This window comes from Pseudomonas moorei, assembly GCF_008801475.1.
Lineage (GTDB): Bacteria > Pseudomonadota > Gammaproteobacteria > Pseudomonadales > Pseudomonadaceae > Aquipseudomonas > Aquipseudomonas moorei.
Map to the genome: position 1 here is coordinate 20193 of NZ_VZPP01000001.1, position 19846 is coordinate 40038.

At 58.3% G+C, this 19846-nt stretch carries 17 protein-coding genes, 1 tRNA gene and 1 pseudogene; 5 read left to right on the plus strand and 14 right to left on the minus strand.

All coding sequences use genetic code 11. The annotated features are described in order from the left end of the window. Positions 1-25: 25 nt before the first annotated feature. Together F7R06_RS00100 and F7R06_RS00105 are read left to right on the plus strand one after the other, a co-directional pair. Positions 26-427, plus strand: coding sequence for a ParB N-terminal domain-containing protein (locus F7R06_RS00100; RefSeq protein ID WP_090322897.1), 402 nt, complete (start codon positions 26-28; stop codon positions 425-427). A gap of 110 nt (positions 428-537) precedes the next feature. Beyond that, positions 538-2778, plus strand: a complete 2241-nt coding sequence (locus tag F7R06_RS00105; protein WP_090322894.1) for a TonB-dependent receptor — start codon at positions 538-540, stop codon at positions 2776-2778. A 344-nt stretch (positions 2779-3122) separates the two neighbouring features. Here F7R06_RS00105 and F7R06_RS30935 read toward each other — a convergent pair whose 3' ends face one another. The 12 genes and pseudogenes from F7R06_RS30935 to F7R06_RS00165 form a co-directional block, all read right to left on the minus strand. Further along, the gene (locus tag F7R06_RS30935) at positions 3123-3344 is read right to left on the minus strand and encodes a Rid family hydrolase (protein ID WP_245706703.1); all 222 of its coding nucleotides are present in this window, start codon (positions 3342-3344) and stop codon (positions 3123-3125) included. Positions 3345-4075: 731 nt separating this feature from the next. Next, on the minus strand, positions 4076-5305 hold the full coding sequence (gene alr / locus F7R06_RS00115) for an alanine racemase (protein ID WP_090322891.1): 1230 nt from the start codon (positions 5303-5305) through the stop codon (positions 4076-4078). Between the two features lie 707 nt (positions 5306-6012). Beyond that, positions 6013-6582, minus strand: a complete 570-nt coding sequence (locus F7R06_RS00120) for a lipid-binding SYLF domain-containing protein (RefSeq protein WP_090322888.1) — start codon at positions 6580-6582, stop codon at positions 6013-6015. A gap of 310 nt (positions 6583-6892) precedes the next feature. Then, positions 6893-7785, minus strand: a pseudogene (locus F7R06_RS00125) (LysR family transcriptional regulator). A gap of 82 nt (positions 7786-7867) precedes the next feature. Beyond that, positions 7868-8923 (minus strand): alpha/beta hydrolase, encoded by a 1056-nt coding sequence (locus F7R06_RS00130; RefSeq protein WP_090322885.1) that lies wholly within the window; start codon positions 8921-8923, stop codon positions 7868-7870. 57 nt (positions 8924-8980) lie between these two features. Beyond that, positions 8981-9925, minus strand: coding sequence for an alpha/beta hydrolase (locus F7R06_RS00135; protein ID WP_174552498.1), 945 nt, complete (start codon positions 9923-9925; stop codon positions 8981-8983). A gap of 127 nt (positions 9926-10052) precedes the next feature. Then, positions 10053-10826, minus strand: a complete 774-nt coding sequence (locus tag F7R06_RS00140; RefSeq protein ID WP_090322879.1) for a carboxymuconolactone decarboxylase family protein — start codon at positions 10824-10826, stop codon at positions 10053-10055. A gap of 233 nt (positions 10827-11059) precedes the next feature. Beyond that, positions 11060-11533 (minus strand): (R)-mandelonitrile lyase, encoded by a 474-nt coding sequence (locus F7R06_RS00145; RefSeq protein ID WP_090322877.1) that lies wholly within the window; start codon positions 11531-11533, stop codon positions 11060-11062. Between the two features lie 59 nt (positions 11534-11592). After that, entirely contained in the window at positions 11593-12585 is a 993-nt protein-coding gene (locus F7R06_RS00150) for an aldo/keto reductase (protein ID WP_090322874.1), read from the minus strand. Between the two features lie 25 nt (positions 12586-12610). After that, positions 12611-13201, minus strand: coding sequence for a flavodoxin (locus tag F7R06_RS00155; RefSeq protein ID WP_090322872.1), 591 nt, complete (start codon positions 13199-13201; stop codon positions 12611-12613). Next, positions 13198-14187 (minus strand): aldo/keto reductase, encoded by a 990-nt coding sequence (locus tag F7R06_RS00160; RefSeq protein ID WP_090322869.1) that lies wholly within the window; start codon positions 14185-14187, stop codon positions 13198-13200. Before F7R06_RS00160 ends, F7R06_RS00155 begins: the two co-directional genes overlap by 4 nt. A gap of 377 nt (positions 14188-14564) precedes the next feature. Next, positions 14565-15335: a DeoR/GlpR family DNA-binding transcription regulator gene (locus tag F7R06_RS00165; RefSeq protein ID WP_090322866.1), complete on the minus strand. Its 771-nt coding sequence runs from the start codon at positions 15333-15335 to the stop codon at positions 14565-14567. Positions 15336-15588: 253 nt separating this feature from the next. Here F7R06_RS00165 and F7R06_RS00170 point away from each other — a divergent pair, with 253 nt between their 5' ends. Then, positions 15589-16869, plus strand: coding sequence for a haloacid dehalogenase-like hydrolase (locus tag F7R06_RS00170; protein WP_090322863.1), 1281 nt, complete (start codon positions 15589-15591; stop codon positions 16867-16869). 557 nt (positions 16870-17426) lie between these two features. On the opposite strand, the gene F7R06_RS00180 is transcribed toward F7R06_RS00170, so the two are convergent. Beyond that, positions 17427-17514: transfer RNA gene (locus tag F7R06_RS00180), tRNA-Ser, on the minus strand. A gap of 123 nt (positions 17515-17637) precedes the next feature. Between F7R06_RS00180 and F7R06_RS00185 the strand changes: the two genes are divergently transcribed. Further along, the gene (locus tag F7R06_RS00185; protein WP_090322858.1) at positions 17638-18309 is read left to right on the plus strand and encodes a Bax inhibitor-1/YccA family protein; all 672 of its coding nucleotides are present in this window, start codon (positions 17638-17640) and stop codon (positions 18307-18309) included. Positions 18310-18375: 66 nt separating this feature from the next. On the opposite strand, the gene F7R06_RS00190 is transcribed toward F7R06_RS00185, so the two are convergent. Then, the gene (locus F7R06_RS00190) at positions 18376-18813 is read right to left on the minus strand and encodes an Lrp/AsnC family transcriptional regulator (protein ID WP_090322856.1); all 438 of its coding nucleotides are present in this window, start codon (positions 18811-18813) and stop codon (positions 18376-18378) included. A 136-nt stretch (positions 18814-18949) separates the two neighbouring features. Here F7R06_RS00190 and F7R06_RS00195 point away from each other — a divergent pair, with 136 nt between their 5' ends. Beyond that, complete coding sequence (locus F7R06_RS00195; protein ID WP_090322853.1) at positions 18950-19843, plus strand: DMT family transporter; 894 nt, start codon at positions 18950-18952, stop codon at positions 19841-19843. The last annotated feature ends 3 nt before the right edge of the window (positions 19844-19846 follow it).

Genomic DNA, 19846 nt, shown 5'->3' on the forward strand with positions numbered 1-19846 from the left:
GCCTCGGCGAATCAGGAGATCAACCATGGAACACGGTTATCGGATTACGTTGCGGCCGCTGAGTGAAGTGCAGCAGTCCGAGCAGGTCGACCTTGCCAATGTGACGAGGCTGCGCGAGTCGATTGCACGGGCCGGGCATTGGCTGGAGCCGATTATCGTCGAGCGCTCGCAGGGCATCGTGATGGACGGCAATCACCGGTTCAACGCGGCCTTGCAATTGGGATTGAAGCGGGTGCCTTGCATCCAGCTCGATTACACCGATCCGCGGGTGTGTGTGCGGCATTGGCGGACCGGGCAGGCGTTCGAAGTGGCGCGGATTTTCACCACGATTGCCCGGGGTGAGATCTTTCCATACAAGACCACCCGGCACGCGTTTGATCCGGCGCTGCCGGTGATCGCGATACCGCTGGAACGCCTGTATGCCTAGCTTTGGCAGCGCAGCAGAAAAAAGTTTCTACTGAGAGTGATACTTTTTCGCAAATAGACTGGCAATAGGAGTGATTACCATTTTCCCTGTTTGAAAAGGATCCTCACGTCATGCCTGTTGTCAGTCGTCCTTGCGGTGAGCGCGCGTTAACACTCGCCATTCGTACCGCCATGCTGAATGTTGTCCTGGTCGCAGCAAGCGCCAACGCCTGGGCTGCAGCCCCCGAGCAACAGGGCGTTGCCGCTGACGAGACCTCGAACACTCCGATCGCGACACCGGCCGATCACAGCACCCATTCGCTGACCCTCGACACCACCGACATCAACGCCAGCTACAGTGGTCCCTCCGCATTGCCGCAAGCGTTCGCCGGTGGCCAGGTTGCGCGGGGCGCCCGACTGGGCATGCTGGGCAACAAAGACGTGATGGACACTCCGTTCAGCGTGACCAGTTACACCGCCAAGACATTGGCCGATCTGCAAACGGTGACCGTGGCCGATGCGTTGGAGCGTGACCCTTCGGTGCGCTCCACCGGGCAGACCGGCGGCATCGTCGACTCGTTCTTCATTCGTGGCTTTCCGGTCGGTGAAGGCAACCTGGGCGAACTGGCGTTCGATGGCGTGTATGGCGTGGCGCCCAACTACCGGGTATTCACCGAGTATGCCGAGCGGGTCGAAGTGCTGAAGGGACCGGGCGCCTTGATGTATGGCATTTCGCCAAACAGTGGCGTCGGTGGCGTGATCAATATCGTTCCCAAACGTCCACTGGACGAAGACCTGACCCGCGTTACCACCAGCTACGCCTCCGACTCCCAAGTCGGTGCACATCTGGATGTCAGCCGTCGCTTTGGTGAAGAAAATCAGTTTGGCGTGCGCTTCAACGGCAACCTGCAAGGGGGTGACACTGCCGTTGATAATCAGCAGCGAGATTTAGGTATCGGCGCCATCGCGCTGGATTATCGTGGCGAGCGCTTGCGCTTGAACCTTGATTACATCAGCCAGAAAGAAAGTTTCGATGCACCGTCGAGGCCATTCACAGTCGCGCCTGGCATTGATATCCCATCGGCACCCAATGGCCGGACCAACGTGTCGCAGGACTGGGGTTGGTCCGATACGAAAGAGCAGTCGGCATTGCTGGGCGGCGAATATGACCTGAATGATGCGGTCACCGTGTTTGCCCATGCGGGGGGCGGCAGGTCAGACGTCAAGCGGATGTCTGACCAGGTGCCGAGAATCATCAACGAGGCAGGCGATACCAGCAATATTCCCGGGTATTACAAATTCAACGTCGACCGCTCTACCGCCGACGTCGGGATCCGCGGAGTGTTCGCGACCGGTCCGGTCACTCACACGACTACTCTGATGGCCACCCAATACCAGGATGAGCTGTCCCGAGGGATCAACAACGGCACCGAAGTCCGTTCGAACATTTACCATCCGGTGGATGTGCCCAAGCAATTTATCAACGCGCCAACAGTGCTGCGCATTTCCGAATCGGATCTATCCGGTGTCGCATTGACCGACACGCTGTCCATGCTTGATGACCGCTTTCAGTTGACCCTGGGGGTGCGCCGGCAAGACATCGAATCACGCAATTACAACGCTGCAGGTTCGGTCAGCTCGAAATATAACGACAATGCCACGACCCCGCTGGTTGGTGTGGTGGTTAAGCCTTGGGACGATGTTTCGCTCTACTACAACTACGTTGAAGGCTTGAGTAAAGGTGATATTGCACCGGGCTCGGCGGCCAACGCTGGCGAGACGTTCGCACCTTACGAATCGAAGCAGCATGAAATCGGCGTCAAGTATGAACACGGCACGTTCATGACCACCCTGGCGTTGTTTCAGATTGAAAAACCGAGTGGCGAAATCGGCGCCGGCAACGTGTTTTCCGTGCAGGCCGAACAGCGTAATCGCGGTATCGAGTTGAGCATGTTCGGCGAAGTGGCACAGGGCACGCGCTTGATGGGCGGGGTGACGCTACTCGATGGCGAGTTGACCGATTCGGCCACTGCCGCCAATCGCGGCAACAAACCGGTAGGCGTGCCAGACGTGCAAGCCAACCTGTGGGCCGAATGGGACACGCCTTGGCTTGAGGGCTTTACCCTCACCGGCGGTGCCATTTACACCGACCGCCAATACGTCAATCAAGCCAACACCCAGGAACTGGATGCCTGGACTCGCTTCGATGCCGGCGCCCGTTATGCCACCAAAATCGAAGGTCGACCGACGACGTTCCGCGCCACCGTACAGAATGTGTTCGATCGTGAGTACTGGTCAGGCGTTGCCTCCTATGGCGCATTCTCTCCTGGTTATCCGCGCACCTTGCAGTTATCGGCGACGGTTGATTTTTGAGAAGGAGGGGAAGGGGTAGGGACTATTGAGCGGTTGTTACCCTGACTTGATCATGCCTTGGCAGGCGTAACCGCAGCCACTGCCGCAGGAGGCGATTCGGGCTGAAGGGGCGTCAGGGATCTTCGGGTTTATAGGGAGTGACGGCGCCGCTGTGAGGCAGCGACGACCGTTCAATGTGTTCATTGCTTTCGGACGAAAGAGCCCGTGAGCAGATGCGGTCACTCAATCAGCGCCGCGATGACCTGAACTTCGATCCGGTAATGTTTCTTGGCCAAGGGTGACTCCACGCACACGCGCACAGGTGCGCCCGCGTCCGCTCCCAAACCTGATTCGTGCCGTCATAGTCAGCCATGTCGGCCAACCAGATCTGGGCAGAGAAGCTGGCCTTTGTCCGTGCCAGCCTTGGCCAGCAGGGTGTCGATTTTGTCGAACACGTCTTGTGACTGTGCGGTGATATCGCCCTCAGTCAATTGTGAGACCTGGCCCGCCAGATACGCAGTGTTGTCGTGAATGACGGCTTGGCTGAAGCGCTTGGTTGTGCCGATGCGTTGAATAGCAGGGGTCATGGCCGAGATCCGTTTGGGTTTCCAGATTGGATGTTTCAGTTGTTGTCGCTTAGCCCGGCCCCTGCACCCAGCAGGCGCGAGGACTCGGAGCTGGCAGGACCTGGTTCAATTCATGAGGAAAGGGGGCGTTCTGATACATATTGGTGCGTACCCAGCGATCAGAACGCGGGTCGAATTGGGTAGCCCCGAAGAAGGAAAGCTAGCCGCCCCGAGACTCACTCAATCACGCCTCGTACACGTTTCTGAAGGCGTTGAAAGCCAGTCGCTTCCCGTCGACGGGCTGGTCAAACGTCTCCTGCAACGCGGACCGGTGCCGCTACTGCAGGCTGCGATGTAAGGGGGGGCGGAAGCGGTATCTGGGGCTGTTCGTGGCAGATTCCTGGTTGTTATGAGGGGGCAGAATCGGCCGATTTCTGCCTGTCACCAGCGTCAGCTTTTGGGCGAAAACCTTTAGAAACAGCGTATCGCGGCGTTGGCAGCAGGGCAGTTTCGACGAGAAAAGCTGAGTGGTGCGGGGCAGTAATCCGCGACAGGTCGTAAGAATGCCAGCAACCTGATGTATCCGTAGCCAGTGTCATATTGAGTCAGCTCGAAAAAGGTATGACGGTCATCTTCCGACAAGAGAAAGCAAGCTCTCTCTTGCCGGTCCGTGTCATACATTGGAGCGTGTCAGCGCTCTTCAAAACTGTGCCTGAATGAACGCGCTCCCCTGAGTTACGATAATGACGGGATCACCTTTCGACCAATATTTTCGGGTTGGCACTGCCCCAGACGGTGTAGAGGTCGGCCAGTAGCGCACCGTTGATCTCTTCGACTTCAGTCTGGCTGACTTCGCTTGCACCTTGTTTGCCAAACAGCACCACTTCATCACCCGCCTTGACGTCGGGTGCATCCGTGACATCGACCATTACAGTGTTCATCGAAACCTTGCCCACCACCGGCACGCGATGACCATTGATCAACACCACACCTTTATTGGTGAACACGCGACGATAGCCATCGGAGTAGCCAACCGTGATGTTGGCCAGTTTCGAATCACGTGTCAGGGTGAGCGTGCGATCGTAGCCCACGGTGTTTCCAGCGGGGTAGCTATTGACCGAGGCCACATGCGACTTGAACTGCATCACGCGCTGATACTCAGTTCGCGTGATGACGGTATCGCCAAACAACGCGCCGCCGGTGCGCACCATATCCAGGCGCGATTCAGGTACTTCCAGGGTGGCGAAGGAGTTAGCAGTGTGAAGGGTGATCTTGCTGCGGTCGAGATGCGCGACGTCCATCAGCCAGGCGGCTTGCTCATTGAAGGTGGCCAGCCCTTTACGTACGTCGTCCTTATCTTCCACGGCGAAGTGGCTCATGATCGCAACCACGTCGATATTTGGCAGTTTGGTGATCGCCAGCGCGTCTTGTTTACCCTGCTCGGTAGCCATTTCCAGGCCGTTACGGCTCATGCCGCTTGAGTTTAGGCCGATGTGCACCTGCAATTTGCGACCGTGTTTATGTGCAAGGTCGGCCGCCTGGCGGGCGAAATCGAGGTTGCCAACCAGTTCCTCGACGTTGTACTGCAGCGCATTTTCCAGCTCCCCCAGGGAGGCGGTGCGAACACGGACCAACTGGCCTTTAAAGCCGCTTTCGCGAACCACTCGAGCCTCTTCGTTACTGGCGACCGCCACACACGGTACCCCCAGCGCGATCACCGAAGGCATCACCAACCCTATGCCATGACCATAAGCGTCGGCCTTCAGTACTGCACAGAGTTTCGACTTGCCGGCCAGCTCGGCTTGCAGGGTACGGATATTGTGCTCTAGCGCGGTTTTGTTGATTTCAATCCAGGCATTACTGATTTGCGCAGTCAGCTCGGAGTTGCCGTTTGCGAGCGATAGCGGCGGTGCCGCCTGGGCTTGGCTCTGCAAAAAAATCAGGCCGAGGGACAGCGCTAGAACAGTGCGGGTAAAGGGCATCTGAAACTCTCCATGTAATCGGTCTTTTTATTATTCCGGTGCCGATTATTGGAAGGCGATGTAAGTTGCCGTTGTACGCTGGGTTCGAAGATGTAAAAACTTGTAAGGGATTTGTTCGTGCTCACCTTGGCCCTATGCAATGGCATCAGCAAGGTTTGTTGCTCGGACGGCTACCGCGAATCAGCACATTGTGTCGCGACATGGGAGGGGCGTAGCAGGCTGCGCAAGAAGATCAACCTTGCGTTGCTGTCCATGAGTGAGGACGGTACGCACCGGGGGATTTACGACAATTGGTTCCGCGCGCGATAGCAAGCCCGTGAGCTGCGGGCAGTCGTCTGCCTCTGCCGACGTTTTCCGTGATTCGCAACGGTCCGAATGACCTAACCGTCACTCTCGGCTCCACCCATTAGAGTGACTTCTTTGTGGCAATAACGTGACGCTCAAAGAGGACGCATTATGTTTCATTCAGTCGCGGCTCCTACGCGCTAGCAGTCACTCCGGCGTCATTATCGTCAGCGTCGTCCTGATGAGTTCCTCTTTCCGGTCGATCGCTTCCAGGGCTCCGCGAACATTTCTGCCGACCTCGGTCGCTCATGATGGATCGCTTTCGATTCATAGCTGCTGGTTACAGCAGCGGAAATCGGCCAAAAGCGATCATTTCGCTAGCCGTCGCCTGCGTATTTACCTGAAGCGACATGCAGACGGCCTCAGCGACTCAACTTGGTAATTTTTGAACCCTGCAATCCCAGCCCGGCCATTAAGCCCTTTTGATCAAAGATAAACGCATAGATATCGGACTGCGTCGTTGAAGTAGTTATCGACTTGGCCATGCCTGAATCTACGACCACAATGCTTGGGCCCACACCGACCTCAAATCCGTTGCTGGTTTTCAGATCGTTCAGCGCTGAAGAGGTCATGAAGAACATCACGTACCCAAACCTCTGCACGCCCGCCTGAAGGCCGTATGAGGCGGCTGTGGTGGCGTAGTATCCCGTGACTTTTCCGTTCTCGATCAATTCGCCTTCGCCATGATGTGCGCCGGCGATGAGGCCCGCTTTCAGCACATCAGGGAAAACGAGGATACCCTTGGCTCGCTGGGCGAGGGCGCGCGCTTGCGGTGTTTTGGTATACAAACTCTGTAACGCCGCGTTCGCCTCGCGGTTCAATTCCGCGTTAGCAGCCTTCACATCTGACGCGGAAGTTGAATGATCCATTTGGCAGCCCGCCGGGATCGCGAAGATTGAAATAATTGCCATCATTCGAAGGTATTTGGTCATGAGTAATACTCCGCTTCTGTACCAGCCAATGAGGAACCTGCGTGGCGATATCCGTTGTGGATCAAAGACTGACGGGGCCGATCTTTCACTTAGACTTTAACCCTATTAGGCGGTTGGTCAAATCCTATGCACATGCATGTTCCTCTGACGAAATCGGCAGTCAGCTGTTGGCCGGTTGTTGCCTGTCGCGATGGGCAGCAATCGACCGATTGCAGCCGTTCGTCCACGACTGCAATCGATCCAAAGCATCTGCTCAATCGCGAGTTTGTGAGGCGGGGGTAAAAATTGAGACGGCTTGATGGTCGATGATTCAGCGCTTGTAGAGCAACGCTTCAACTACAACGCCAAACGCTGATGAATGTTCACGGCGATTGGGGTAATAGAGATGGTAACCGGCAAAGGGCTGGCACCAATCTTCCAACACTCGCACAAGGCTTCCCTCGGTAATCTCCTTGGCAACCATATCTTCCGGAAGGAAACCCAACCCACATCCCGCAACAGCCGCACGCAGAATCGGCACGCTGCTGTTGAACGTCCATTGTCCTTCAACGCGCGCCTTGAGTTCGTGACCATCCTTTTCAAAATCCCATTGCATCAGGCTCCCATGGGTGGGCAGGCGCAGATTGATGCAGTTGTGCGCAGCCAGATCTCCTGGTTCCCTGGGAATGGGTCTGTGTTTGAAATACTCGGGGGATCCTACGACCGCGATGCGCAATGACGGGCCGATGGGCACGGCGATCATGTCCTTCGCCACCTGATCTCCCAGCCGCACGCCGGCGTCATAGCGCTGAGCGACGATGTCGGAGAGGGCGTAGTCGACGGTGATTTCGACCTTGATGTCCGGATAGTCGGGCAGCACCTTCAACAACTTGGCCAGAGAATATTGTTCGCCGCATGTTCGGAGGCGGAGATCCGCACATTGCCTGCCGGGGTATCGCGAAACTCGCTGACCGCGGCCAGTTCAAGCTCAATCTCGTCAAAGCGCGGTGCCATGCTTTGATACAAGCGTTGACCGGCTTCGGTAGGGGAGACGCTACGTGTGGTTCGCGTCAGCAGGCGAACCCCAAGCCGGGTTTCGAGCGCACGCATGGTGTGGCTCAGCGCGGATTGCGAGACGCCCAGCTGCGCCGCCGCGCGGGTGAAGCTGCCTTCGCGGGCGATGACCACGAAGGCTTGCAGATCGTTGAGATTGGCGCGGGACATTGATGAGAGCCTCTCATGGGGCAGCGCATGATTATGCCATGTAAGCAGGTTCCGGCTGGATGCGCGACCCCCGAAGAGCCCGTCAGAGGGTTCGTGCGTAGAACGTTGTCAGCTTGCCAATGGCCGCGTCGACATAACGCGGGACCCAGTAGGTTTCGATGTGGGTGGCACCGTCGATGATGAACAATTCCTTGTCCTGGGTGCCGCTAGCCTTGGGAAACGCATCCTGAGTCATGTACAGGCTGTCAGCCTTGCTGCCGGCGATCATCAGCAACGGTTGATTGATCAGCTCGATCTGATTGGTCGCGTCAAAACGCATCAGGTCCAACAGGCTGCTGGTGGTGTACTTGAACGTTGAGTTCGGGTGCGCGTGGGTTTTCCAGTAGTACTCGTAGCCCTGGCGATACAGCTCGAAGGGCAGCTTGGCGATCTGCTCGTCGGTGAGGTTGGCGTCACCCGAATAGAGCACAGCACCGCCGGCCGCCTCCTGAGCGCGCGCAGCGGAAGCCTGTTGCAGGCGTTGCTGAATGCTGTCCAGTTGCGAGTCGTTGTAGCCGTTGCGACGCACCCGACCGGAGTTGAACATGCTGATGGTTGCCAGCGATTTGAAGCGTTTGTCGGTTTGCGCGGCGGCCAACGAATAGCCACCTCCGCCGCAGATCCCGAGCAGGCCCAGGCGCGTGCTATCGACGCCCGCATATTGGCTGATGAAGTCTGCCATGCCATGGATGTCTTCGATGCGATACGCCGGCTTGTCGATGCTGCGAGGCTGTCCGCCACTTGCGCCCTGGTAGGCCGCATCGGCGGTGATCGTGATGTAGCCCTGTTCGGCCAGGCGCTGGGCGTACAGACCGGCGACCTGCTCTTTGACGCCACCGTTCGGATGCGCGACCACAACGGTCGGGTAGACCTTCTTCGCATCGTAGTTGGCCGGGGTGTAAACGTTGGCGGCGATGTCCAGGCCATTGAGCTTGTAGCTGACCGGATGGATGTTGACCTTGCCCGGCTCGTTCCTGGTAATGGCGCCGTCGTAAGCCAGTGTGAACGGGTTTTTTTTGTAGTCCGCAGCCCCGGCTTCGCCAGCCGAGAGTCCGGCCAGCGCCGACAAGAGCGTGGCTTTGAGAAGGGTGTTTTTCACTTGAAGCTCCTGAGCAATCAAAAGGGGGCAGTTCAAAAAAGTGGGTGTGTGCTCTGGTCAATCCAGATGTTTTTCTTTGAGGAAATTCGATATCAGGTCGGCGATCTGTACGTTGTTCAAGTCCGACATTAGGAAGTGAGTATTGCCCTTGATACCGATCTCCGGCAGATGGACCAGCCGCACATCACCGCCGTGCCGGTTGACCGCATCGCGCCATAGCCGGGCCATTTCCAGGCGGGCGCGCCAACTGTCCTGTGCAGGCAGGTCGACGGCCTGCTCCGGGATGTTGTCGCCGTAGAGGATCAGGATCGGAATGCGCGTGAGCGCCATAAACTGATTAATCGGCACGGTCGCACCCTGCACCGTGTCGAAGGCACTAGGTATCGGCGCGGGCACCTGACCCTGCGGGAAGACAAAGCTGCTGCCCGGCTCGAAGGCGACAATGGCCTTGACCTTGTCATTCTTGATCGCGGTCAGCCAACCCGGCCCGCCACCTTGCGAGTGCGTGAACAGAATGCCGGGGCCGATTTTGTCGAAGACTGCCGACACACCATCAGACACCACACCCATGTCGAACGGCCCGGTGTTCGGTGTCATTGCCCGGAAGAATTGCTCGCGCGTCTGTGCATCCTTGGCTACTTGCACACCGTTGAAATAGTTGGGCCACAAGCCGATGCGGAACTGGTTGAACCACAGTTGTTCGTCCGGCACCGGTTTGACAGTCGCCTCGACCATGCTGCGCCCGGCATCGCCACGTCGAGGCTGATCGATCAGATAGACGCCGTAGTGACGGCGCAGAAAAATGTTCTGGAAACCTTCGCGGCCATCGGCGGTGGTTTCCCAGGTCTTGGAGAACTGGCCTGCGCCATGCCACATGACGATGGGTAGTTTTCGGGCATCGACCGGGATTTGGTAGAAGGTGTAGGCATGGTCACCGTGATAGGTCTGGCCATCCGGAACCATCGGCTTGCGCGGGTTGAACGTGCCCGGCGCAGTGGTCATCGTTCCACCGGCGGCGAAGCTGCCTTGCGCCTGAATCAGTAAGGGGCCTGAGCCATCGGGCTGGTTCGCACAAGCTGCCAACAGGCTGAGCAGGGTGATGCAGAGCAAGTATTTTGCAGATTTCATGTTATTTCCCCGAAGCCGCCAGGGCCTGGGCCAGCGCCGTGTTTGCACGTTCGGCGGTCTGTGCATCTCCGTGCTTTTTCAACTGCTCGGTGACTTGACGCAATTGCGTTGCGCTGAGCCCGACGCGAAGGCTCGCCAGCATGTGCGAGCGCAATTGCGATTCCACCCCCGGCGTCGCCGCCAGCGCTCCGACGGTCGCCAGTTCGCGGCTTTGCCAGTCGAGGTTGTCGCGCTCGAAGATGTCGCCGAACAGGTGGGTTTGCAGAAACCGGTTGATCACCGGAGCGAACTCGAACACCGGACCTTTGACCGGGGCACCGGAAATTTTTGTTTGATTGGCCGTGCCGGTCGTCAGCAACTCATCTCCGGTTGGAATGACCCGGCCCGGCTCACGCCCCGGCACATCCTCGATGCCGCGTTGTTTGCGCGCTTGCACCACCGTCATCAGCTCGTTCAAGGCATTGAGGCTGCGCGGGAAGCCAACGTAGGCGTAAAGCTGAACCAGAACTTCCCGGGTTTCGTTGACAGTCAGGCCGGCATCGAGACCCTGGTTGAGCGCCGTGTTGAGATTTGGCATGTCGCTGGTCGCCATGAATGCTGCGATCAGAGGAATGGCCTGCTGTTTGCTCGATAGCGTTTCTGCGGTGGCTTGCGTGCTGGTCATGGCTGAGGAGGCCTCGGCTGTTTGTGTAGTAACGTTGAACATCGCCCCGAGGCTCAGGCAGAGCGCCATCAACGCGGGGAGGGGAGTGGTCTTGTGAGCGTCGGTGATCATCGTGAAAGACTCCGTCCATTGCGGGTCACTGCGGTGTCGCTGGATCGTACGGAGGATGGTTTTGGCGATTAACCCCGATATTGCGCAAGGACTCCTGAGCAGAACTCATGAGTCGGTTTTTCAATGAGCGTTGGAAACCTGTCACCGCCCCGCAAACACTGAGCTTGAGGCGTTGTGGGGATATCCCGAGAAAAGTGTCGAGCGCTAGGTCCCGACACATTCCGTAACTTCATTTACTGCGCTTGCGCTGCGTATTGCGCGTCCGAGACTTTTTCCTCCCAAGTCACAGTCTTGCCGTCCTCGGCTTCAGCGATTGCGATATGGGTCATACCGTTGCTGGCTGTGGCGCCATGCCAGTGACGGATGTGCGGCGGAATCCAGACAATGTCGCCCGGACGGATTTCCTGGCGCGGGCCACCCTCTTGCTGCACATAGCCGACCCCGGCGGTGACGATCAATGTTTGGCCCAGCGGATGGCTATGCCACGCGGTGCGCGCGCCAGGTTCGAAGGTCACCGTGCCGCCGCCGATGCGCGCCGGCAGATCACCCTTGAACAGGCCATCAACGCGTACCGTGCCGGTGAAGTTTTCCGCTGCGCCCTTGATCGAGGGCTGAGCGCCATTCTGGGTGATGCGGATTTCGCTGGCGGCCTGGGTTTCTGCGCTCAACAGCGACAGGGCCACGAGCGGTGCGATCAATCGGTTCATCGAATGAACTCCAGTCAGACAGTGAAGCGGCTCCGCGCTCGGAGCCGCCGTGGTAAGGCTCAGAGCCCGGTCATCTTCAGCGCCGATTCCGGCAAGCGTTCACCGTGCACCTGGATCTGCGCCATTTGCTCATTGATCACGCGCAGATCGTCGCCGGTCATTTCCAGTTCGACCGCGCGCAGGTTCTCTTCCAGTCGGTGTTGTTTGGTCGTGCCCGGGATCGGCACGATCCATGGTTTCTGCGCCAGCAACCAGGCCAGTGCTACTTGCGCAGGCGTCGCCTGCTTGCGCTCAGCGACGGCTTTCACCACGTCGACCAACGCCAAGTTGGCCTTGCGCGCCTCAGGTGAAAAACGCGGGACAAAATTGCGGAAATCGCTGGCGTCAAACTGGGTGTTCTCATCGATCTGACCCGTGAGGAAGCCAGCACCGAGTGGGCTGAACGGCACGAAGCCGATACCCAGTTCCTCCAGTACGCCAAGCAGTTCATGCTCCGGTCCACGCCAGAACAGCGAGTATTCGCTCTGTACCGCCGTGACCGGTTGCACGGCGTGCGCCCGGCGAATGGTTTGCACACCGGCCTCGGACAGACCGAAATGCTTGACCTTACCCTCGGCGATCAACTCCTTGACCGTACCGGCAACGTCTTCGATGGGCACCTGCGGATCAACCCGATGCTGATAAAACAGGTCGATGCAATCGGTGCGCAAACGCTTCAACGACGCCTCTGCCACGGCGCGGATATGCTCGGGTCGGCTATTGGTGCCGCCGCCTCGTGCGCCGGTGACCAGGTCAATATCGAAACCGAATTTGCTGGCGATGACCACCTGTTCGCGGATCGGTTGCAAGGCTTCGCCCAACAACTCTTCATTGGCGAATGGGCCATACGCCTCGGCGGTGTCGAACAAGGAGATGCCTTGCTCATGGGCCGAGCGAATCAGCTTGATCATGCTCGGTTTGTCGGCGGCCGGGCCATAGGCGGAGGTCATGCTCATGCAGCCGAGGCCCAGTGCGGAAACTTTCAGGCCGTTGCCCAGCGTGCGGGTTTTCATGGTGCTTCTCCAATCCAGAAATTGATTAGCGCGTGTGAGGGTGATCGCTCAGCCAGCCATTCACGCGCTCCATGGTCTTGCGCTCTTGCTCACCCTCCATCACAAAGCCTTCCATCACCTTAGCCTTGGGCGCGTGCTTTTCGAGGATGCTGCGGCTATTGCCCAAGCCGTAACCACCGTGGGTGTTGAAGGGGATGAGGGTTTTACCAGTCAGGTCGTGGGCGCTCAGAAAAGCACGCACGATTGGCGGGGTGGTCTCACCCCAGATCGGAAAGCCGAGATAAATCGTGTCGTAGTCGCTCAGAGCAAGAACCTTGCTTTCCAGCTCGGACTCGAAGCCGCTGTCGCGCTCCTGACGCGCCTGCTCCACGGTTTGCAGGTAGTCCTCGGGATAGGCTCTGGCCGGACGGATCTCGAACAGGTCGGCACCCAATCCGCGCTGGATGAGCCCGGCAACCACGCGGGTATTGCCGGAGCGGGAAAAGTACGCGACCAGAATTCGCGAGCCTGAACGTGGTATTTCGCTGGCGGTTTGCGTGTCGGCAAGCGACAGCAGCGGGGCGCTCGCCAGTGCCGCAATGACCGTGCGTCGCAGCGGATCGTGATCGTTGTTCATCGGCCGACGCGCGCCTTGAGAGACTCGGGATAGCGCTCGCCTTCGATGGGTGTTTGCGCCAGAGCCGCATCGATAGCCTTGAGTTCGGCCGCGTCGAGGGTGATGTCCGCGCCGCCAAGATTTTCTTCAAGGCGATGCAATTTGGTTGTCCCGGGAATCGGCACAATCCACGGTGCCTGGGCGAGCAACCAGGCCAGCGCAACCTGCGCCGGTGTCGCTTGTTGTTGCGCGGCGATCTGGCGGATCAACACCACCAACCCTTGATTGGCTTGCAGTGCCGACTGGCTGAAGCGCGGCACGATGCTGCGAAAATCGTCGCTGCCGTATGTGGCGTCGGCCGTTACTGTGCCGGTGAGAAAACCCTTGCCCAGTGGGCTGAACGGCACGAAGCCGATTCCCAGCTCCTTGAGCGTCGGCAGGATTTCCTGCTCAGACTCACGCCACCACAACGAGTATTCGCTTTGCAGCGCCGTGACTGGCTGCACCGCATGTGCACGGCGAATGGTTTGCGCACCGGCTTCCGACAGGCCGAAGTGCTTGACCTTGCCTTCGCCAATCAGATCTCTCACTACACCGGCGACGTCTTCAATCGGTACGTCCGGGTCAACCCGATGCTGGTAAAGCAAATCGATGAAATCGGTCTTGAGTCGGCGCAATGAGCCTTCGACGGCGAGTCGAATGTGCTCAGGGCGACTATTTAGAATCTGCTGCTTATTGTCGGCACCGAAGGTGAAGCCGAACTTGGTGGCGATCACCACTTGATCGCGAATTGGCGCCAATGCCTCACCCACCACTTGCTCGTTCAGGTACGGGCCGTAAACCTCGGCGGTATCGAAGAACGTAACGCCTCGGTCAACCGCCGAACGGATCAGCGTAATGGCTTGTTGTGTGTCAGTCGCCGGGCCGTAGCCATGGCTCAGGCCCATGCAACCCAAGCCCAGGGCTGACACTTCGAGTGAACTGTTTCCGAGTGTGCGCTTGTGCATTTCGATCTCCCGACGTTTGCGTTGGGAAACAGTAAGCCAGCTAACGAGTGGAGACTAGTTGGGTAGATCGGCAAGGGTTCATGAGGTTTGCTCATCAGTCCCAGAAGAGAGGGAGGTGGCGACTTGCCTTAAAGGACGCCCAGGCGCTCTTAGTAAGGACATACTCAGTTCCCCATGAAGAATTCTTTCTGGCACAGAGTCAGGCTTAACGTTCGCGTTCGATAGTAAATAATCGACCGTCCGCTCCTGGCCGATCGGTGCCTATAAAAGAGGGCAGAGTGCGGCCCAGGCTGTGTGAAAACGCCAAAGATCTACCCGGTTGCGCTGCACTTGAGCATCACGCTACGTCAATGCCTGCTGCAACCGCCAAATCACCGCTACACCAGGACAATACGTTTCAGCTTGGCGTTCAGTGCGGCGAACGCCGCTTCGGTACTCGCCTTGTGGTTGGTGATGAGCACGTCGATGCGTTCTGGCGGGCAGAAGGCGACGCGGCTCTCCACGCCAATCTTGCTGTAATCGGCGAGGATGACTACGCCTTCGGCATTGTCGGCCATGGCGCGCGCCACTTCGGCTTCGCGGTGGTCGTAGTTGCTGGCACCACGCTGTGCGTCGATGCCGACCGGCGACAACAGCGCCAGGTCGGCCCGATAGCGGCCAATTTCCGCTACCGTGGTGCTGCCGACCGTCGCCGGCGCACGGTCGTCGAGTGAACCGCCCAGTACGAGCACCTCGTTGTGCCGACCGCCCGACGCGGCGGGGTTGCGCAGTTGCAGTGCCACGTTGAACGAATTGGTGATCACGGTCAGCCCTCCCAGCTTGGCCAACTCTTCGGCAAGGATGACGGTGGTGGTGCCCGCGTCGATGAACACCGTCTGCCCATGCGACAGCAGGCTGACCGCGGCGCGCGCGAGGTCGCGCTTGAACTTGACGTTGCTTTGCGCCCGCTCGGCGATGGGTGCTTCGTCCTCAACGCGGATGGCGCCGCCGTGTATCCGCTTCAACTCTCCCTGTTCTTCCAGAGCGACCAGGTCGCGCCGCACAGTCTCGCGAGAAACATTCAGCTCCGTGACGATGCGGTCGGTGGTGACGCGCTGCAAGGTCGATAGCAGTGCGCGGATCCGCTGGTAACGCTCTTCTTGCCACATACCGGGTGTCCCTGCTGTTCGAGTCGCTGTCCGAGCACGCATTGTGGAGGGGCGTCAGTCGCTGTCAAGTTTGGCGGGACCCGGCTGATACGGTCTGTGCGTCATGCTTGTGTAATATTGAGGCATTATTGTTTTTTTGTGTGTTTGGAGCTAGCCTCGTGGCCGGACGGATTCTTCCCCTCGTCCGTATTTCGAAACACGCTTTCGCCATCGCCTCGGTTGTAACCTCTCGTCTAGAAGTAGGAGCTATGCCATGCAGCGTCGCCAGTTTCTGAACACCCTCGCCACCGTTTCCGTCGTTTCTCCGCTGTTGTTGTCATCGCGTATAACGCAAGCCGCCACGCCCCCGGCCTCACCGAGTGCGCTGGACCCGGCGCGCTGGTCGCCGCTTAACCAAAAGCGCCTGCAGGCGGTGATCGATGAGCACGGCGTCAAAAGCGCGTCCTACCGTCCTGACCAGCGCCCATACGCGGTGTTCGACTGGGACAACACCTGCATCATGAACGACTGTGAAGAAGCGCTGCTGGTCTACCAGATCAATCATTTGCAGTACAAGCTGACGCCCGATGAGTTCGCTGAGGTGGTGCGTCAGGACGTGCCGAACGGCGCGTTCATGAAGGACTACACCACGGTGGACGGCAAGCCGGTCAAGATGGAAGACATCGCCAGCGATGTGGAAGCGGATTACCGCTGGTTGCACGCCAACTACAAGGGGCTCGCCGGCGACAAGAGCCTGGAAGAGATCCAGGCCAGCGAGCAGTACAAGGATTTTCTCGCCAAGCTCTACTTCATGTACGACGCGATCTGCGACAGTTATCCGGTGGAGATCGGCTACAAGTGGATTCTGTATTTCTACAAGAACATGACCACGGCTGAGTTGCAGGCGATGGCCGAAGCTTCCAACAACTACGCCATCGGCGACGCGCTGCGCAAGGTCAAGTACGAGAGTTCACGCACATTGCCGGGCAAGGCTGGGGTGGTGGCCGATACCCACTTTCATGGCATCCGTATCCATGAGGAGATTCGCGGCCTGATGCACACGCTGCGCGCCAACGGCATCGACGTCTATGTCAGCACCGCCTCAATCGACGATGTGGTACGCGTGTTCGCGGGCAATCCTCATTACGGATACGGCGTGCCGCCAGAGAACGTGATCGGCCTGCGCATGGCGATGGAAGACGGCAAGTACACCACTCGCTATCAGCCAGACTGGCACTTCAATTACGGTCCGGGCAAGACCGTCGGCATCAAGAACGTGCTGGTTAAACAGAAGGGCTATGGCCCGGTGTTGGTGGCTGGCGACAGCGATGGCGATGCCTGGATGCTGCGCGACTTCAACGATACGGCGGTGGGGGTGATCGTCAACCGCATGAAGAAGGGCGAGATCGGCGCCGACAGCCAGCAGGCCGCTACCCAACTGGGCAACCCGAACGCACGCTTCGTCCTGCAGGGGCGCGACGAGCACACCGGCCTGATGATTCCAGACGAGAAATCGCTCAAGTACGGTAAAGACGAGCTTAAGCTGCTGGCTTGATGGTAGTGGCTCGCGGGTGGCCGGCGGCCATCCGCGAGCCGCAGTGCAACTCGCCTTGTATCTGCCGGAATGATGATTCTGCGTCAGAAAATAGGTACCGCTGCCGGCCCGAGTGAGTCTGTAAGTAGTATCGAGTCAAAATTGTGAGTTGGCCCAGGTTCTCGAGGCGCACCCCACAGGCCGCTTTTGGCCGATTCTGTTGAAAAAGTCGGCCCTGATTTCCACGGTAGAAAAGTACGCGCTTGAAATTGAAATCTTTACATTGAGCAGAGAATCTCCGGCTCAGATTTCGCGTAGCGGCGCGCAAAAAACGCTTTTTCAGCTGTCGGTACGCGGGCAGTCTGGGAGGACCGACTTTTTCAACAGCATCGGCCGATAGCTGTCTTTTGAAGACAGCCACATCCACCTGCGTGTCGAGGTCGGACCAGTGATGTCGAAAGGGTAAAGTTGCGGAAATGACCGAAAAGATGCGGAAACGATCCAGAAAGGGAAGACCAAAGATCGCGAGTTCCAGAAACGACAAAGCCCTGAAAAATCAGGGCTTTGTCGTATAAAGATGGCGGAGGCGATGGGATTCGAACTCATGGACCTGTTACAGTCGACGGTTTTCAAGACCGTTGCCTTAAACCACTCGGCCACACCTCCGTTTGTGTTGCGGGCGCCATAATACCTGAATGAAACACACTGTCAAACTCTCTGCATAGCTTGTTACAGGGCGTCTGTTATGATCTTTGCGACTGAACGTTTCAAACCAACAGGAGTGTCGCCATGCGCGAACAGGATTACGCAGTTAGTAACAGCTTGCAGGCTGAGCAGCTAGAGGTTAGCCGCGTCCTGCGCAACACTTACGGCTTGCTTGCACTCACGCTCGCATTCAGCGGTGTGATGGCCTTCGTTGCGCAGCAGATGCGTGTCGGTTATCCAAACGTTTTCGTGGTGCTGATCGGCTTCTACGGGCTTTTCTTCCTCACCAACAAACTCCGTGATTCCGCCTGGGGCCTGGTGTCGGCATTTGCCCTGACCGGTTTCATGGGTTTCCTGCTCGGCCCGATTCTCAACCGTTACCTGGGCATGCAGGGCGGCGCTGAAGTGGTCAGCTCGGCCTTCGCGATGACCGCACTGGTATTTGGTGGCCTGTCGGCCTATGTGTTGATCACCCGCAAGGACATGAGCTTCCTCGGCGGTTTCATCACTGCTGGCTTCTTTGTACTGCTGGGTGCAACGCTGGCGGGCATGTTCTTCCACATCAGCGGTCTGCAACTGGCGATCAGCGCCGGTTTCGTGCTGTTTTCTTCGGTCTGCATTCTGTTCCAGACCAGCGCCATCATTCACGGCGGCGAGCGCAACTACATCATGGCGACCATCAGCCTGTATGTATCGATCTACAACCTGTTCATCAGCTTGTTGCAGCTGTTTGGCATCATGGGTCGCGATGATTGATCGCCAGCCTTGAGTAAAAAACCCGCTTCGGCGGGTTTTTTCTTGCCTGTGATTTGCCGAAAACCGCTAGGCCATTGGCGGCAACCGGCGTTTGACCGGGGTTTTCTTGACGATTGCCGTATTGGTTTCGGCGTGGGTATTGAGCCGGTCAAGCAGGGTGTCCAACTGTTCCATGGAACGCACATGCAAGCGCGCGATAAAGCAGTCGTCGCCGGTGACCTTGTCGCATTCGGTGAATTCCGGAATAGCCTGGATCTGCCGTTCGACTTCCTGCAACTGACCCGGCAGTGGACGAATGCGCACGATCGCCTGGAGCTGATAGCCAAAGCATTTCGGATCGATTTCAACGGTATAACCCTTGAGCACGCCACGCTCTTCAAGTCGTCGCAGGCGCTCGGCGACGCTCGGCGACGACAGGCCGCTGATCTGCGCCAGGGCCTTGAGCGAAAGTCGTGAGTCGTCCATCAGCGCCGTGATCAGCACTTGGTCGATGTCATCGGTCATGGTGCAATCCTCGATTAGGCAACTCTTCAAAGTTACCTTGATAAAAAAGGCAGAATCCGAGTTTAGCCTGATTTATGCACTGGAGAAGCTCCCGGTTGGATTGGCATACTTTGGCCTCAAACACAGGAGTCTGATGATGGACAAAACAATACGTCGCGGCTCGTTCGAAATGACCGCCGCCATGCTGATCTCCGGGACCATCGGCTGGTTTGTGCTGGTGTCCGGGCAACCGGTACTGGATGTGGTGTTCTGGCGCTGCCTGTTCGGGGCCGGCACCTTGCTGCTGATTTGCGCTGCATTCGGTTTCCTGCGTCCCGGTATCCTGACCCGCACCACCTTCCTGCTGGCGGTGCTCAGCGGCGTGGCGATTGTCGGCAACTGGGTGTTGTTGTTCGCCTCTTATTCCCGCGCGTCGATTGCCATCGGCACCGCCGTCTATAACGTGCAGCCGTTCATGCTGGTGGGCCTGGCCGCGCTGTTCCTAAACGAGAAAATCACGCTGCAGAAGATCGCCTGGCTGGGCGTTTCGTTTCTCGGGATGCTGGCGATTGTCAGTGCCCATGGCGGGCAGGGCGAGAGCGGCAACGAGTACCTGATCGGCATCGTTCTGGCGTTGGGCGCTGCATTTCTTTATGCGATTGCCGCGTTGATCATCAAACGCCTGACCGGCACGCCGCCGCATCTGATCGCACTGATTCAGGTCAGCACCGGCGTGCTCCTGCTGGCGCCATTCGCGCATTTTTCGGCGCTGCCGCAGGCACCGAGTGCCTGGGCCAGCCTGGTCACCCTGGGCATCGTGCACACGGGGGTGATGTACGTGCTGCTATACGGCGCGATCCAGAAACTGCCGACCGCCCTGACCGGCGCGCTGTCGTTCATCTATCCGATTGCGGCGATTTTTGTCGACTGGTTTGCCTTCGGTCATCGCCTGGAACCCCTGCAATGGATCGGCGTTGCCGCGATTCTGCTGGCGGCGGCGGGGATGCAACAGGGCTGGGGCCTGAAGTTGCGTCGCACGGTTGCACAGTAATCA